Origin of the sequence: Paracoccus sigandri (assembly GCF_003709565.1) — a bacterium.
Lineage (GTDB): Bacteria > Pseudomonadota > Alphaproteobacteria > Rhodobacterales > Rhodobacteraceae > Paracoccus > Paracoccus siganidrum.
In genome coordinates this window covers 1-14,797 of the sequence record NZ_QNRC01000005.1, presented here as the reverse complement: position 1 = coordinate 14,797, position 14,797 = coordinate 1, and the positions used below count along the sequence as shown (strand labels likewise).

12 protein-coding genes and 4 pseudogenes are annotated in these 14,797 nt (G+C 64.9%); 3 read left to right on the top strand and 13 right to left on the bottom strand.

All coding sequences use genetic code 11. The annotated features are described in order from the left end of the window. Positions 1-8: 8 nt before the first annotated feature. The 6 genes from C9E82_RS05490 to C9E82_RS05465 form a co-directional block, all read right to left on the bottom strand. The gene (locus C9E82_RS05490; protein ID WP_119900367.1) at positions 9-1,178 is read right to left on the bottom strand and encodes an iron-containing alcohol dehydrogenase; all 1,170 of its coding nucleotides are present in this window, start codon (positions 1,176-1,178) and stop codon (positions 9-11) included. Between the two features lies 1 nt (position 1,179). Next, entirely contained in the window at positions 1,180-2,562 is a 1,383-nt protein-coding gene (locus C9E82_RS05485) for an aldehyde dehydrogenase family protein (protein WP_119900366.1), read from the bottom strand. A 27-nt stretch (positions 2,563-2,589) separates the two neighbouring features. Then, positions 2,590-3,957, bottom strand: a complete 1,368-nt coding sequence (locus C9E82_RS05480; RefSeq protein WP_119900365.1) for a glutamine synthetase family protein — start codon at positions 3,955-3,957, stop codon at positions 2,590-2,592. A 75-nt stretch (positions 3,958-4,032) separates the two neighbouring features. Further along, complete coding sequence (locus tag C9E82_RS05475) at positions 4,033-5,073, bottom strand: TRAP transporter substrate-binding protein (RefSeq protein WP_119900364.1); 1,041 nt, start codon at positions 5,071-5,073, stop codon at positions 4,033-4,035. Positions 5,074-5,131: 58 nt separating this feature from the next. Then, positions 5,132-6,460, bottom strand: coding sequence for a TRAP transporter large permease (locus C9E82_RS05470; protein ID WP_119900363.1), 1,329 nt, complete (start codon positions 6,458-6,460; stop codon positions 5,132-5,134). Further along, positions 6,460-6,966, bottom strand: coding sequence for a TRAP transporter small permease subunit (locus C9E82_RS05465; protein WP_119900362.1), 507 nt, complete (start codon positions 6,964-6,966; stop codon positions 6,460-6,462). The genes C9E82_RS05470 and C9E82_RS05465 overlap by 1 nt, the downstream gene beginning before the upstream one ends. 221 nt (positions 6,967-7,187) lie before the next feature. Between C9E82_RS05465 and C9E82_RS05460 the strand changes: the two genes are divergently transcribed. Continuing rightward, positions 7,188-8,054, top strand: a complete 867-nt coding sequence (locus C9E82_RS05460; protein WP_119900361.1) for a MurR/RpiR family transcriptional regulator — start codon at positions 7,188-7,190, stop codon at positions 8,052-8,054. 407 nt (positions 8,055-8,461) lie between these two features. Here C9E82_RS05460 and C9E82_RS05455 read toward each other — a convergent pair. The 3 genes and pseudogenes from C9E82_RS05455 to C9E82_RS05440 all read right to left on the bottom strand — a co-directional run. Beyond that, positions 8,462-8,929: pseudogene (locus C9E82_RS05455) on the bottom strand (integrase core domain-containing protein); the annotation flags it as partial. Positions 8,930-9,720: 791 nt separating this feature from the next. Continuing rightward, positions 9,721-10,680 carry an alcohol dehydrogenase catalytic domain-containing protein gene (locus C9E82_RS05445; protein ID WP_119900360.1) on the bottom strand — a complete coding sequence of 320 codons (960 nt, stop codon included), beginning with the start codon at positions 10,678-10,680 and terminating at the stop codon, positions 9,721-9,723. Positions 10,681-10,711: 31 nt separating this feature from the next. After that, positions 10,712-11,587, bottom strand: a complete 876-nt coding sequence (locus tag C9E82_RS05440; protein ID WP_119900359.1) for an NAD(P)-dependent oxidoreductase — start codon at positions 11,585-11,587, stop codon at positions 10,712-10,714. A gap of 122 nt (positions 11,588-11,709) precedes the next feature. On the opposite strand from C9E82_RS05440, the gene C9E82_RS05435 reads away from it, so the two are divergent. Continuing rightward, positions 11,710-12,060, top strand: a complete 351-nt coding sequence (locus C9E82_RS05435; protein WP_240643655.1) for a winged helix-turn-helix transcriptional regulator — start codon at positions 11,710-11,712, stop codon at positions 12,058-12,060. Positions 12,061-12,290: 230 nt separating this feature from the next. Here the strand turns inward: C9E82_RS05435 and C9E82_RS24770 are convergent. From C9E82_RS24770 to C9E82_RS05425, 3 pseudogenes are all read right to left on the bottom strand, one after another. Then, positions 12,291-12,389: pseudogene (locus C9E82_RS24770) on the bottom strand (ATP-binding protein); the annotation flags it as partial. A 9-nt stretch (positions 12,390-12,398) separates the two neighbouring features. Continuing rightward, positions 12,399-12,603: pseudogene (locus C9E82_RS24955) on the bottom strand (IS110 family transposase); the annotation flags it as partial. Between the two features lie 44 nt (positions 12,604-12,647). Next, positions 12,648-13,370: pseudogene (locus C9E82_RS05425) on the bottom strand (IS110 family transposase); the annotation flags it as partial. Between C9E82_RS05425 and C9E82_RS24950 the strand changes: the two are divergent. Then, a complete protein-coding gene (locus tag C9E82_RS24950) occupies positions 13,295-13,585 on the top strand; it encodes a hypothetical protein (RefSeq protein WP_183154042.1) in 291 nt (96 codons plus the stop codon). The pseudogene C9E82_RS05425 and the gene C9E82_RS24950 sit on opposite strands and share 76 nt — an antisense overlap. Here the strand turns inward: C9E82_RS24950 and C9E82_RS05420 are convergent. Beyond that, positions 13,582-14,352, bottom strand: coding sequence for an SUMF1/EgtB/PvdO family nonheme iron enzyme (locus C9E82_RS05420; RefSeq protein WP_183154041.1), 771 nt, complete (start codon positions 14,350-14,352; stop codon positions 13,582-13,584). The two genes, C9E82_RS24950 and C9E82_RS05420, sit on opposite strands and share 4 nt — an antisense overlap. Positions 14,353-14,797 lie beyond the last annotated feature (445 nt).

Here is a 14,797-nt window from a genome sequence, read left to right as displayed (position 1 = left end):
GCAGGTGCCTAGAGGCAGGCCTGGAACAGGGCGCGGGTGTTTTCCCGCGTCATCGGGACCGGGTTGCCGCCGCAGGACGGGTCCTCCAGCGCCATATCGGTCAATTCGTCCAGGCGGTCGGGTTCGACCCCCAGGGCCGAGAGGTTTTCCGGGATCGCCAGTTCGGCGCGCAGTTCCATGATCCGCGCGCGAAAGCCGTCGAAGCCGCCGTCGATGCCCAGATAGGCGGCGGCCCGCGCGATGCGGTCCTCGATGGCGGGGCGGTTGAAGTCCAGCACCATCGGCATCACCACGGCATTGGTGGTGCCGTGATGGGTGCCATAGACCGCGCCGACCGGATGGGACAGCGCATGGATCGCGCCCAGCCCCTTCTGGAAGGCGACCGCGCCCATCGCCGCCGCGCTCATCATATGGGCGCGGGCCGGCAGGTTGTCGGGATCGCGATAGACCACCGGCAGGTTTTCCAGCACCAGCCGCATTCCCTCCAGCGCGATGCCCTGCGACATCGGGTGGTAATGGGGCGAGCAGTAGGCCTCGAGGCAATGGGCCAGCGCGTCCATGCCGGTGCCGGCGGTGACGAAAGCCGGCATCCCCACGGTCAGCGCCGGGTCGCAGATCGTCACCGCGGGCATCAGCTTGGGATGGAAGATGATCTTCTTCTTGTGGCTGGCGGAATTGGTCAGGACCCCGGCGCGGCCGACCTCGGAGCCGGTGCCGGCGGTGGTCGGCACGGCGATGATCGGCGCGATCCGGTCGGCATCGGCGCGGGTCCACCAGTCGTCCACGTCCTCCAGGTCCCAGACCGACAGATCGACGCGCTGATGGGCCATCAGCGCGATCATCTTGCCCAGGTCCAGCGCCGAGCCGCCGCCGAAGCAGATCACCCCGTCATGGCCGCCCGCCCTGTAGGCGGCGATGCCATCGGCCAGGTTCGTCTCGTCGGGGTTCGGGTCCACGTCGGAAAATATCGCGCGGCCAAGCCCGGCAGCGTCCAGCACCTTGAGCGCGGCGGCCGTGATCGGCAGGCCGGCCAGCGCCCTGTCGGTCACCAGCAGCGGATTTTCCAGCCCCGCCGCGCGCGCCTGTTCGGCCAGTTCCGCGATCCGGCCGGTGCCGAACCTGATGGCGGTCGGATAGGACCAGTTGCGGTCGGGAACGCCGTGAGTATCTGGCGACATGTCACACCTTCTTCAGATGATAGGATTTCGGGCGGGTGACGGCGAGGTATCCCAGCCAGGACAGCGACCCGCCCCGGCCGGTATCCTTGCAGCCCGTCCAGCACAGCGCCGGGTCGAGGTAGTCGGCGCGGTTCATGAACACGGTCCCGGTCTGGATCCGCGCGCCGATTTGGGCGGCGCTGTCGAAGTCCCTGGTCCAGATGCTGGCGGTCAGCCCATAGGGGCTGTCGTTCATCAGCGCGAGAGCCTCGTCGTCCGAGGCGACCTTCATGATGCCGACGACCGGGCCGAAGCTTTCCTCGCGCATCACCCGCATCGAGTGATCGACATCGACCAGGACCTGCGGCGCAAGATAGGCGCCGCCGTCATCAGCGGGAAAATTCGCGGGATCGATCAGCGGGCGCGCGCCCTGCGCCACGGCATCGCTGATCTGGTCGCGCACCGCCTGCGCGAAGCGGAGATGCGCCATCGGGCCAAGCGTCGTTTCCGGGTCGTTCGGATCGCCCAGCTTCAGCGCGTTGACCCAGGCCACCGCCCTTTCGACAAAGGCGTCGAACAGGCTGTCATGGACATAGATCCGCTCGATCCCGCAGCAGCATTGGCCCGAATTGAACATCGCCCCGTCCATCAGCGTGTCCACCGCCGCCTCCAGGTCGGCATCGGCGCGGACATAGCCCGGATCCTTGCCGCCCAGTTCCAGCCCCAGCGGCACGAAGGTGCCCGCCGCCGCGCGCTCGATGGCGCGGCCGCCGGCGACCGAGCCGGTGAAGTTGACGAAATCGAAGGCGCGGGCGGCGATCAGGCCTTCGGTCGTGGCGTGGTCCAGAACGACATTCTGGAACACGTCTTCGGGGATGCCTGCCGCGTGGAAGGCCTCGGCCAGATGCTCGCCCGCCAGCAGGGTCTGGCTGGCATGTTTCAGCACCACGCTGTTGCCCGCGATCAGCGCCGGGACGATGGTGTTGATCGCGGTCAGGTAGGGATAGTTCCAGGGCGCGATGACGAAGACCACGCCAAGCGGCTCGCGCGCGATCAGGCGGCGGAAGGCGTCGCTGTCCTCGATCACCTGCGGCGCCAGCGTCTCGGCGGCGATCTGCGCCATGTAGTCGGTGCGGGCGTTGACGCCGCCCATTTCCCCTGCGCCGAAGCGGATCGGACGGCCCATCTGCCCGGCCAGGTCCCGCGCGATCCGGTCCTGCATCGCGGTCAGCTGCGCCACGCCGGCGCGCACCAGCGCGATGCGGTCCTCCAGCGGGCGGGCGGCCCAGGCCTGCTGCGCCTGGCGCGCGCGGTCCACGGCCGCGCCGGCCGCGTCGGGCGAAAGCGGGATGCGCTCGGCATAGACCGTGCCGTCCGCGGGGGAAATCAACTGGATCGGTGTCATCTTGTCCTCTTGGGCCAGGCCCGGCTGTCACGAGCGCTCGAACAGGCGCTGAAGCTCGAAATCGGTGACCACGCGGTCGGTCTCGGCGATCTCCCATTCGGCGGCGTGGTGATAGTGGTCGATCACGTCGTCGCCGAAGGCCTTGCGCAGGGTCGCCGATCCGTGCAGCAGCGCCGCCGCGTCCCGCAGGTTGCGGGGGATCTCGGGCAGGCCCTCGGCATGATACATGTCGCCCTCCAGCGCCGGTCCCAGCTCCAGCTTGCGCTCGATCCCGTCCAGCCCGGCGGCCAGCAGCGCGGCGCAGGCCAGATAGGGATTGGCGTCCGAGCCGGGAATGCGGCATTCCACCCGCACGGCCTTGGTATCCGCGCCGCAGACGCGGAACCCGGCGGTGCGGTTGTCGATCGACCAGACCGGCCTGGTGGGGGCGAACATGCCGACGGTAAAGCGTTTGTAGCTGTTCACATAGGGCGCCAGGAAGACCGTCATCTCGCGCGCGGCCGCAAGCTGCCCGGCCACGAAATGCCGCATCAGCGCCGACATGCCATGGGGCGCGCCGGGGTCGTGGAAGGCGGGCTTGCCATCCGCCGTCCACAGGCTCTGATGCACATGCGCGGCCGAGCCCGCCTTGCGGTGGTCGTATCTGGCCATGAAGGTGACCGACTTGCCCCGCGCCCAGGCGATTTCCTTGACCGCCTGCTTGATGATCGTGTGGTTGTCGGCCGTGTCCAGCGCGTCGGAATAGCGATAGTTGATCTCGGCCTGGCCGGCATCGGCCTCGCCCTTGGAATTCTCGACCGGGATGCCGGCGCCGTGAAGGCCGTTGCGGACGGCGCGCATCACGTCCTCTTCCTTGGTCGTCTGGAAGATGTGGTAATCCTCGTTATAGGCCGAGATCGGGATCAGGTCGCCGAAGCCCTTGTCGCGGAAACTCTCGTAGCTGTTGGCGAAGAGGTAGAATTCCAGCTCGGTCGCCATCATCGGCTGGAACCCCATCTCGCGGGCGCGGGCCACCTGGCGCTTCAGGATCGCGCGGGGCGAGACGGCGATTTCCCGGTGCGTGTGGTGGTCCATGAGATCGCACATGACCATCGCCGTGCCGGGCAGCCAGGGCAGGCGGCGCAGCGTGGCAAGGTCGGGCTTCATGACGTAATCGCCATAGCCCTGCGCCCAGCCGGCGCTGCGATAGCCGGGCACGGTCGCCATCTCCATGTCCAGCGCCAGCAGGTAGTTGCAGCAATGGGTCTCGCGGTATCCGCCATCCAGGAAGAAGGCGGCATGGAACCGCTTGCCGATCAGGCGGCCCTGCATGTCGGGGGCGACGACCAGCACGGTGTCGATCTCCCCCGCGTCACAGGCGGCTTGCAGCGACTGGAGCGTCAGGTTTGCGGGCATGTGAAGCTTGTCCGTTCAGGGAAAGGGCGCGTCCCGCCGGGCGCGGGTCGCGCCGCCCGGCGGGGCAGGGGGGCGTCAGCCATAGCGATAGGGGCGCCCGGCCTTCGACATCACGTCGTTGTATTGCTTGAAGATTTCCACGACCTTGGCCTTGACCTCGGATTCCGCCGCGATCTCGTCCCAGAATTCGCGGGCCTTTTCCTCGACCGTCGCCCATTCCGCGTCGGGGATCGATGTCAGCTCCAGCTTCGGCCCGTTCACCCGCAGGTCCGCCTCGCCGCCCCAATACCACCACTGGCGATAGTAATGCGACTGCTCGAAACAGACCTGCATCAGCAGCTTCAGGTTGTCGGGCACCTCGGCCCAACGGTCGGCATTGGCGAAGAAATGGCCGATCCAGGCGCCCGAGAGGTTGTTGGTCAGGAAATATTGCGTCACGTCGGCCCAGCCCACCGTGTAGTCCTCGGTGATGCCGCACCAGGCGATGCCGTCCAGCTCTCCGGTCTGCAGGGCGACCTGGATGTCCTCCCAGGGCAGCTGCATCGGCACCACGCCGAACTGCGCAAGGAACCGGCCGGCGGTCGGGAAGGTGAAGACGCGCTTGCCTTCAAGGTCGGCAAGGCTGTTGATCGGGTCCTTGGTGGCGAAATGGCAGGGATCCCAGGCCCCGGCCGAGATGTGCTGGACGCCGACGGCGGCGTATTCCTGTTCCCAGATCTCCTTCAGCCCGTATTGGTTGAACAGCACCGGCACGTCCAGGCTGTAGCGGCTGGCGAAGGGGAAATAGCCGCCGAAGACCGTCACCTCGGTCGGCGACTGCATCGAATCGTCGTCCGATTGCACCGCGTCGATGGTGCCGGACTGCATGGCGCGGAACAGCTCGGACGTGGGGACGAGCTGGTCGGCATAGTAAAGCTCGATCTCCATCTGCCCGGCGGCGATGCGGTTGAAATTGTCGATGGCCGGCTTGCAGACATGTTCGCCCAGTGCCGCGCCGGCATAGGTCTGCATCCGCCACCGGATCGGCGATTGCGCATGGACGGCGGGGGCGGCAAGCGTGGCGGCGCCTGCGGCAATGGCGCCGGTGGACAGGAATTTCCGTCTGGTCGTGGTCATTGCGTTTACCTCTGTTGGCGTGAGTGGCGGGGGCGGTTCGCGCCGCCCCTTGTGGTTGTCATCGTCCGTAAACCTGATTGGGCAGCCAGAGCGCGATCTGCGGGAAGGCCATGATGATGACCAGCGTCAGCAGCATGATCCCCACGATCGGCACGATCGAGCGGTAGATGTCGGTCAGCGACACCTGGTCGGGCGCCATGGCGCGCATCAGGAACAGGTTATAGCCGAAGGGGGGCGTGATATAGGCGATCTGGCAGGTGATGGTATAGAGGATGCCGTACCAGATCAGGTCGAATTCCAGCGCCCTGACCAGCGGGATGTAAAGCGGCGCGACGATCACCAGCATGGCGGTGTCGTCGAGGAACATCCCCAGCAGCAGGAAGGACACCTGCATCAGGATGATGATCTGCCAGGGCGTCAGGCCCAGGTCCTCCAGGAAGAAGCCCTCGATGGCGCGCACCGCGCCCAGCCCGTCGAAGACCGCGCCGAAGGCCAGCGCCGCCAGCAGGATCCACATGAACATGCAGGACACGCCAAGCGTGCTGACACAGCATTTCTCCCAGACCGCGCGCGTCAGGCGGCGCTTCAGCACCGCCACCAGCGTGGCGATGGTGGCGCCGATGACCGAGGCCTCGACAAGGCTGACATAGCCCATCACGAAGGGCCCCATCATCGAGGCGAAGATCACCACCGGCAGGATGCCCGCCCGCAGCAGGCGGATCCTTTCGCCCCAGGTGATGCCCGCCAGTTCCTCGCGCGACAGCGCCGGGCCCAGGCCGGGGTTCAGCCCGCAGCGGATCACGACATAGAGCAGGAACAGCCCGGCCATCAGCAGCCCCGGAAGGATGCCCGCCAGCCACAGCTGCCCGACCGGCTGGCGCGCGATCATCGCGTAAAGCACCAGCACGATCGAGGGCGGCACCAGGATCCCCAGCGAGGATCCCCCCTGGATGATCCCCGTCACCATGCGCTTGTCATAGCCGCGCTTCAGCAGTTCCGGCAGGGCGATGGTCGCGCCGATGGCTAGCCCCGCCACCGACAGCCCGTTCATCGCCGAGACCAGCACCATCAGCAGGATCGTCCCGATGGCCAGCCCGCCGGGGACCGGGCCGAACCAGACGTGGAACATCCGATAGAGGTCGTCCGCCAGCCGGGTCTCCGACATCACGAAGCCCATCCAGACGAACATCGGCAGGGTCAGCATCGGATACCAGTTCATCAGCTTGATGGTGCTGGTGAAGGCGATGTCGTGCCCGCCCCGGTCGCCCCACAGCGCGATCGCCGCCACCACCGCCACGAAGCCGATCCCGGCGAAGACGCGCTGCCCGGTCAGCAGCATCGCCATCATGCCCAGGAACATGGTGATCGCGATCATCTCGTAGGACATCAGATCCGCTCTCCGCGCAGGGTGGCGATGTCGCGGATCAGGAAGGCGATGCTCTGCAGCAGCATCAGGAAGATGCCGACGCAGATCACGATCTTGATCGGCGCCATGTAGGGCCGCCAGACGGTCCGCGAGCGTTCGTTGATCTCGAAGGCATAGATCGTGCTTTCGATCCCGCCCCACAGCATGACGGCCAGGAAGAAGATCAGCGCGAAGACGGTCACGCAATCGAGGGCGGCCTGCTTCTTCGGGGACAGCCGCCCGTAAAGCAGGTCCATCCGCACATTCGCCCCCAGCATCAGCGAATAGGCCCCGCCCAGCACGAAATAGGCGACCATGGTGAACTGCGCCATTTCCTGCGTCCACAGGGCGGGGCGGAAGAAGGCCTTGGCGATGACCGACCACATCAGCACGCCCGCCAGCACGAAGATCAGATACATCGCGATGCGGCCGATCCGTAGGTTCACCGCCTCGACGATGCGCACGAAGGCGATGGCCGCGCGCGGCATCAGACCCGGTGCCTCAGGTCGTTGCGTAAGGCCGTGCGGATATGCCGCGCCGCAGGGCGCCCGGATTCTGGCCGTGCCATGGTGCGAGTCGTCTCCCTGTTTTTTCTTCAGCGTCATCCCCGCCGGGCATGTCTGTCAAGAATTTTTCTGTTCTCGATTGTCTGTTACAAATGTTTCTGTCGCGACTCGCGGCAGGCAGGGGATGGCAGGATGGGCGGCGCATGACGATCGAGGAAAAGATGCGGGCGTCGATGGCCGAGCTGACCCGCGCCGAGCGGCAGGCGGCCACCCATATCCTGTCGCATTTCCCGATGTCGGCTCTGGGCTCGATCACCACGCTGGCGCGGGCGGCCGAGGTCTCCTCGCCCACGGTCGTGCGGCTGGTGCAGAAACTGGGCTTCCGCGGCTATTCCGACTATCAGGCCGCGCTGCGCACCGAGGTCGAGCGCCTGCTGGTCGCGCCCCTGTCGCTGCCCGAGGGCGCGCGCGAGCCGCAATCCCATCCGATCCAGTCCTTCGCCGCGCAGGTGGTCGGCAATATCGAGGCGACCCTGGGCCAGATCCCGGCGCAGGATTTCAACGGCGCCGCCACGCTGCTGGCCGATCCGGCGCGGCGGGTGGCGGTGATGGGCGGGCGGCTGACCCATGCCCATGCCGATTACATGGCGACGCTGTTGCGGGTGATCCGGCCCGAGGTGACCTATCTCTCCGATCACCTGACCGACTGGCAGCAGGCGCTTCTGGACATGCGGGCCGGGGACGTGGTGGTGATCTTCGACATCCGCCGCTATGAATCGAACGCGGTCCACCTGGCCGAGCTGGCCGCCGCCCATCAGGCCGAGGTGGTGCTGATCACCGACCGCTGGCTGTCCCCGGCCGCCGCCCATGCCCGCCACAGCCTGCCCTGCCATATCGAGATGCCCGCCGCCTGGGATTCGACCGCGACGCTGATGGTGGTGGTCGAGGCGTTGCTGGCGCAGGTCCAGGGCCATCTGGCCGACCAGGTCCAGGACCGGCTGAACCGGCTGGAGGACGTCTTCGCCCGCACCCGCGTCTTCCGCGCCCCGAAGGTGGGCGGCCGCCTGTAGGGCTTTCCCGCTGGGGCGGATTCGCCGGCCGTTGCGATACCCCCGGGCGGGTTGGACATGTCATTGAATAGATGGTGCCCCGAGGCGCACTTGAGCCACTGACACGCGGATTTCAGATCCTCTGATCCAATCGACAGAATGGAAAAGTATTTCCATGAGATCCAATGCCTTTTCATGAAAAACATCCCACAAAGTCGCTCAGGAAAGGGCGGCGGGCCGCATCGTGGCGCAGAGATTTGTGTGACCGGCCTGGCCCTGCGCGCATTTCCGTCCGGCACCAGGACGTTCGCCGTGAAGGCCCGCGCGCCGGGAGGAGGCGTCCAGGAGGCTGTGCTCGGCTCGTCTCCGGGCATGAAGCTCACGACGAGGTCCTTGATCCGTCCCCTCTGGCGGGTCCATTTTGATTGTCAGTGCACTGTTGGCCGGGTTTCCAGCGCGGGTGGCGTTGCTGGCCCGGGTTGCAGAGCCGTCCGCGCTGGAAACGCGGGGATGAAGACCTCCGGGGCCGGTGGCTTGTAGTCGAGCGATCCATGCGGGCGCACGGTATTGTAATGCCTGCGCCAACTTTCCACGATGATCCTGGTCTCGGCGAGCGTATGGAAGATCTCGCCATCGAGGAGCTCATCGCGCAGGCGGGCGTTGAAGCTCTCGATATAACCGTTTTCCCAAGGTGATCCGGGCGCGATGTATGCGGCCTTCGCCGACGGCGGCGATCCAGTCCTGCACGGCGCGGGCGATGAAGCGAGCCTGGTTTCGCCACTGGTTCGAGAAACCATGGCGAGCGGGCCATTGTCGGAACGAATGTGTCCCGGCACACCGCGCAGAATGAACAGGTCGGGCAGGACATCGATGACGTCAGTGGAGTTGAGCTTGCGGTCAGCCTGCCGCAGCTTCGTCACGATCTCATCGGGCTTGTGTCGCTTCTGTGCCATGGTGGTCCTCCTTCATGGTCAAAACCATACTTCAAGGGGGACCCGTTCAACGGGGGGGATCAATCGCTGTCGGTCAGCTTCCCGCCCGCCAGGCTGCGCAGAACGACACGGTCATCTCATGATACCATCGAGTTTGTCGGATCATCCCAAGTCACGGAGGGGCTTGAGGACAGGATGTAACACCATGTGCCTCGGCTATGTTCCTGCGCTCCGGCCTGAACGTCCTGCCTGGAACAAGGGGCGCATCATCGGCCAGAAGCGCCCTGTGCTGCCGAAACACGTATGGTCGATTTGCGTTCGCCTGGAGATGGCGGACAACCGACGCGACCTGGCATTGTTCAACATGGCCGTCGACGGCAAGCTTCGGGGCTGTGACCTAGTCTGCCCGAAGATCCGCGACATCTTCGCAGCAGGGAGGGTGAAGGAGCGCGCCTCGGTCCCCCAGGGCAAGGCGGGCAAGCCGGTCGGCTCGAGATCACCGAAACGACTCGCCAGTCGCTTGAACGCTGGATCGCCGCTCCGGAGATGCTTGGGCTGGAGTATCTCTGACCCATCCCTGTAGGTCGGCCGCGCGTCACGATCGAATGCAAAGATTTTAGCACCGCGGGCAGCCTTGATAAAAAGCGGCTCTACGATGTCATGCCAAGGGGCGGACCCCAGATAGCGGGCTGGCCGACAGCAAATATGGCGGTTCGCCGACCAGCCACGCCACGGGCCGACTAGCCGCGCGATCTCTACATCACGATGACGGCGCGGAAGCGCGTGCGGCGGCTCGCGAGGCGTTCGCGGGCCTTCTCCGCCTCGGCAAGCGAATAGGTTTCGATCATCGGCTTGACCCGGCCACGTGCTGCGAGAGCAAGAGCATCATGGAGGTGCCGCCGATCATTGTGCTGGCTGCCGATGATACTGGCCCGCTTCATGATCAATGCGTTGACCGGAAGGGGCAGTGGTGCCGTTCCCAGCCCCATCACCATCATGCGACCTTCGGGACGTATCCCCTCGAAGGCATCGGCCTGCGCGTCGATGGAACCGCTTGTGCCGAGGATGATATCCGCACCTCCAATCGCTTGAAGCTCCTTCCCGTTCCTGACGATTTCATCGGCCCCAAGACCCCGGATCAGCGAGATCTTGTCGGCCGAACCGGTGACGGCGATCACGAACAACCCTGCTGCCTTGGCATATTGCACCGCCAGGTGCCCCAACCCGCCAATTCCCGCGACCGCCACCCGGTCTCCCGGTTTGGGCTTTGCCGAGCAGAGCCCGGAATAGGCGGCGTAGCCGGCGCAGAAAAGCGGCGCGGCTTCCTCGAAGGAGAGACCCTCGGGCAGCAGCATGGTGGCATCGGCGGCGGCGAGCATGAATTCCGCATGGCTGCCGGGCAGGTTGATGCTGGTGCCGCCTTTCTGAGGGCAGTGCAGAGGTTTGCCGCGCTGACACCATTCGCAGCGCCCGCACGCCGTTTGCCACAGTGGGACGCCGACGCGATCACCGATCCGGCGACTGCTGACACCAGGCCCCAGATCGACGACTTCTCCAGCCGCCTCGTGACCGGGCCTGCCCTCGCGGGCATGCAGATCGTTGAAGCAAACCCCACTCGCGCGAATGCGGATCAGCACCTGGCCGGGACCGGGTTCGGGCACGGTTGCTGGTTCAGCCTGCCACGACCCGTTCTTCGATATGCGAACCGCGCGCATCTGCCGGCCTGTCGGACGGGTGCCGCACATATCAAGCCTCACCCGCCCGCAAAAGCTTGATCAGCGCGGCATGCTCCTGTGCGCCGTGGCCGGCCTCGATGGCTCTGCGGAACAATTCTCCGGCAAAAACGGGAAACTCCGCATTGATGCCAGCCTCCCTGGAAAGCTGCATCAACCTGATGATGTCGTTTCCGGCGGTTTCGAGAGTGCTCTCCGGATTGTCATATTCGTTCTTCTCGATCACCTCTCCCATATGACGCGCATCCTCGCCCAGCACCTGCGCCTGTTGGGCGAGGATCTCGCCAAAGGCAGCGACCCCGAACCCTTCCGCCTCGCAGATCAGCGCCCCGTGGCAAAGCCCGATCCACCGGCCCGCCAGATATGACAGCACGGCCGAGAACACCGTCGATGAAAGACCGATCGGCTCACCCATATGCACGAGGTTTCCGGCCAGGGCGCCCAGCAGGTTCCTATGCGCTTCGAATGTCGCGGTGTCGCCCGAGACGAGAATGGTCATCTCCGCCGTGCCGATCTGGCGGGGCCACCCAAGCAGCGCGGCATCCAGATACTGTGCGTCCTTTTCCAGTACCCAGCCCTGCATGTCGCGCGCCTCCTGCGGCGTGCCCGAGCCAAGCTGCACCAGCGTCCGCCCGGCAAGCGCTTCGGCAGTCGCTTGGTCGTCCAGAAGCGCTCGGGCCGTGGCATAGCTGGACACGCATGTGAGGATGATCGGACTGGCCTCGATCGCGGCCAGGACGTCCCGAACGACATGTGCGCCTTCCGTCATGACTTGTTCGGCCTTGGTCGACGTTCGGTTCCAGACGGTTACGTCGTGGCCGGCCCGCAGGAATGCGCGTGCCATCGCGCCGCCCATCTCGCCCAGACCGATCATCGTTACGTCACCCATGATTCTTTCCTTTTCCTGTGTTACCGTTTCGGCATGCTCGGAAGGATAGAAATCAAAATCTGCGCCATATCAATTACTTACAATTTTGTAAGCGCCTGTTCAGGAGATGGGACATCTTGGATGTGAAGCAGCAGGATGCAGGGCCGCCGGCCGAATGCGGTCTTGGCAGGGCGTTGGCCATGATACGTGGGAAGTGGAAGCCGACCATCATCTGGGAGGTTCACGAGAAGCCGCTGCGCTTTCGTGAACTCGCTCGCCGCATTCCCGGAATCACCGAGAAGGTCCTGTTCGAGCAGCTACGGGAGCTCGAAGCCGATGGTATCATCCATCGTCAGGTGTTTGACGAGCTTCCGGCCAGGGTCGAGTATTCCTTGACGGAGGCGGGAGCGGCGCTCAACGAAGCCGTTCATTCCCTTGCCGAATGGGGTGCGGCCCACGGGGCTGTCAGGAGTTGCCGCTCGCTGTCTGCTTGACGTTGCCGCCCGCTGTCTGCTTGACATCGGACCGGATGTTCCGGCTCGGATGCTTGGAAGTCCCCATCGGATGCCGGTTCAGGTGTCAGCGGCGGAGCAAAAGTCGGCCATGGCGGCGGCGTAAAACCAAGCCAGTTGGAGAGGTTGCGCCATGGCGCGCGCGCTTTTCACATAGCTGGCGCGTGCCGTGGCGCATTGACCCTTTGGGGCCAAATCGGCGTGGTTTGATTTCAGGACTTTTGTTGCCGTTTTCGGGCTGTGCTGTTGGCGAGGCGGTAGCTTTCGCCGTTCATCTCAAGGATGTTGACGAGGTGGGTCCCCAGCCGGTCCGCCTGTGGTCAGGCGGTGGCCGGAGCCCGATATACCCCATCGCTGCGCATCAACGCCCAGGCGACACGGGCGATTTTGTTGGCCAGCGCCACGGCAACCAGCATCTTTGGCTTCGTCGCCAGCATTTGCGCCATCCACGATCCCCCCGGGCGCGCCGTGCCGAGCCCGCCAGCGCACGACGGACGTGGCCCCGATGATGAGCAGACGACGTAGGCCATCAACTGGCGCGGGCTGTTGAAACGATGGAAATCTCCGACCTCGGCCACCACCGTCACGGCAACGATGAAAGCGACGCCTCGCATGGCTTGAACTGCCTCCACCACTGGCGCAAGCTTCCACTGCCTTAGCAACTCCGCGATCTGTCCCGTCAGCTTGGCGACACGCGCCTCGGCATCGGCAATCGCGTCGATGTAATCCTGAAGCACGATCTGTTGGGCCGGATGCTGGAATCGCACCGTTGTCAGCCAGCGCCTGTAAGCGGCTGTCAGTTCCCCGGCACGGTGTAGCTTTGCCAGCATAATCGCATCCCGGCGGTCGGTCTTCACCCGATCACCTGCCTTCACCGGGATGAGCGACGGCGCCACAACGATGCAGTCCTGATCCATCTCCAGCAGTTGACGATGCAGGCCATATCCGCAGGGCCCCGCCTCATAACAAAAGTGAAGTTCGCGGCCGCCCTTACTCAGCTTCCCGACCAACTTCCGCACATCGCCGGGGCGGTGGGGAATCGTGCCCAAATGCCGGACCTCGGCCCTTCGTTCTCCCTGTGCAACCGCGACGGAAATCGTCGCCTTGTGGACATCCAACCCGATGAAGATGCTATTCTGCAATTGGTCTCTCCCCCATTCTGAGGCTCGGCACCAGCCAGCCTGGTGCAACCCTCTAACGGAGAATGCCGCGGGCGATGTCGCCACCCGACTACCCCGGCTGCTGGCCGCATGACGACCAGGGGCGGCGTCAGGCACCCAAACCAATTGCATCGACCAACCCGACCCTGACCGCCGCCGCCCAAGCAGAAAGGAAACCGTTCCGCCTCGCCGACTTCGTCAGCAACCTGTCAAGCACATGGAACGGGGCCGCATCGGGGCGGGCTTCGATCTTTTCCGCCGCAGGGCAGGTGCTTCCATCCCCCATGTTACGTGTGCCCGATCCCGCGCAGCATCTGGATCCTTGTGTACTGGCAGTATTGGGTTAGGCCCGATCAGCGGTCCATTCCCAGAGATTTCCGGTCATGTCGCAAAGGCCGTAACCGTTCGCCGGATAGCTGCGGATCAGAGAGGTATAGCGATAGCCATCCTCGCGGCTGTTCTTGTAGGGAAACGGTCCTTGCCAGGTGTTGGCCAACCTGCGGCCACCGGTAGGGATTTCGCGGTCACCCCAGCAAAACGTGGCGCCGTCCAACCCGCCACGCGCGACGAATTCCCATTCTGCTTCGGTCGACAGCGCCTTGCCCATCCATTCCGCAAAGGCGTGGGCGTCCAGATGCGAGACCTGCACCACCGGATGCCCTGATGCGCCGACACCGGCCAGCGGACGCCCATAGGGAAGGCGCCAGCTGGCACCGGGGGTAAAACGCCACCATCTACGGGGATCGTTCAACGGAACGACCCCGGCCGGTGCGTCAAACACCAGACCGCTGGGCTGAAGCAAAGCCGGGTCGATACCGCGATGGCGATCGGAATTCGCGCCGCGCTCGGCGGTGGTGACATAGCCGGTCTCGCTGACGAAGCATGCGAAAACGGCATTGGTCACAGGCGCGCGGTCCATCCAGAAATCGCGGACCTCAACGGACCGGACCGGTGCTTCCTCGGGGTAGAACCGGTCCGAGCCCAGGCGGAAATCGCCGCCCGGCACCCAGACCGTATCGGGATATGGCGGCGCGCCGGGCGGCGGGGAGCGCTCCAGATAGTGGTGCCGTCGGTTCTGAAAGGATGGCGCGGATTGCATGTGCTGCGCTTCCATAGGCCGCGAACGATATATCCGGGCTATTGCACGGCGCGCTCGGCGATGCGGGCCTCGTAGGCGGTCCATGCCGCCAGCAATTCCTCCAGCTTGCCGGGATTCGCCGCGGCCTGATCGTGTTGCTCGGCGCGGTCCGTCGCCATATCGTAAAGCTCCCATTCACTCTCGCCGGAACGCAAGATCTTCCAGTTGTCGAGATAGAGATAGGCAAGATCGCCATTGCGGAAGCCTGCGGGCTTGCCATGGTAGGGGCTTTCCGACGCTGCCCCGGTCAGGACCGGCAGGATCGAAATCCCGTCGAGCGCCAGACTGGACTGACCTGTCCCCCGTCAGCGCCCATGGCACAGATTTGAGGTTGTGATTTAAGGAGGATTTGGGCTTCGTCGTAGTGACGAAGGAACGAAGATGAAGCCCAAATCCTCCAATACAAAATTGCCGGCCAAGT

What these genes read in the sequence shown, in the direction of transcription:
- C9E82_RS05490 (WP_119900367.1), bottom strand. Translation starts at nt 1,178, where the DNA reads ATGTCGCCAGATACTCACGGCGTTCCCGACCGCAACTGGTCCTATCCG.
- C9E82_RS05485 (WP_119900366.1), bottom strand. Translation starts at nt 2,562, where the DNA reads ATGACACCGATCCAGTTGATTTCCCCCGCGGACGGCACGGTCTATGCC.
- C9E82_RS05480 (WP_119900365.1), bottom strand. Translation starts at nt 3,957, where the DNA reads ATGCCCGCAAACCTGACGCTCCAGTCGCTGCAAGCCGCCTGTGACGCG.
- C9E82_RS05475 (WP_119900364.1), bottom strand. Translation starts at nt 5,073, where the DNA reads ATGACCACGACCAGACGGAAATTCCTGTCCACCGGCGCCATTGCCGCA.
- C9E82_RS05470 (WP_119900363.1), bottom strand. Translation starts at nt 6,460, where the DNA reads ATGTCCTACGAGATGATCGCGATCACCATGTTCCTGGGCATGATGGCG.
- C9E82_RS05465 (WP_119900362.1), bottom strand. Translation starts at nt 6,966, where the DNA reads ATGCCGCGCGCGGCCATCGCCTTCGTGCGCATCGTCGAGGCGGTGAAC.
- C9E82_RS05460 (WP_119900361.1), top strand. Translation starts at nt 7,188, where the DNA reads ATGACGATCGAGGAAAAGATGCGGGCGTCGATGGCCGAGCTGACCCGC.
- C9E82_RS05445 (WP_119900360.1), bottom strand. Translation starts at nt 10,680, where the DNA reads ATGCGCGCGGTTCGCATATCGAAGAACGGGTCGTGGCAGGCTGAACCA.
- C9E82_RS05440 (WP_119900359.1), bottom strand. Translation starts at nt 11,587, where the DNA reads ATGGGTGACGTAACGATGATCGGTCTGGGCGAGATGGGCGGCGCGATG.
- C9E82_RS24950 (WP_183154042.1), top strand. Translation starts at nt 13,295, where the DNA reads ATGTCGCCACCCGACTACCCCGGCTGCTGGCCGCATGACGACCAGGGG.
- C9E82_RS05420 (WP_183154041.1), bottom strand. Translation starts at nt 14,352, where the DNA reads ATGGAAGCGCAGCACATGCAATCCGCGCCATCCTTTCAGAACCGACGG.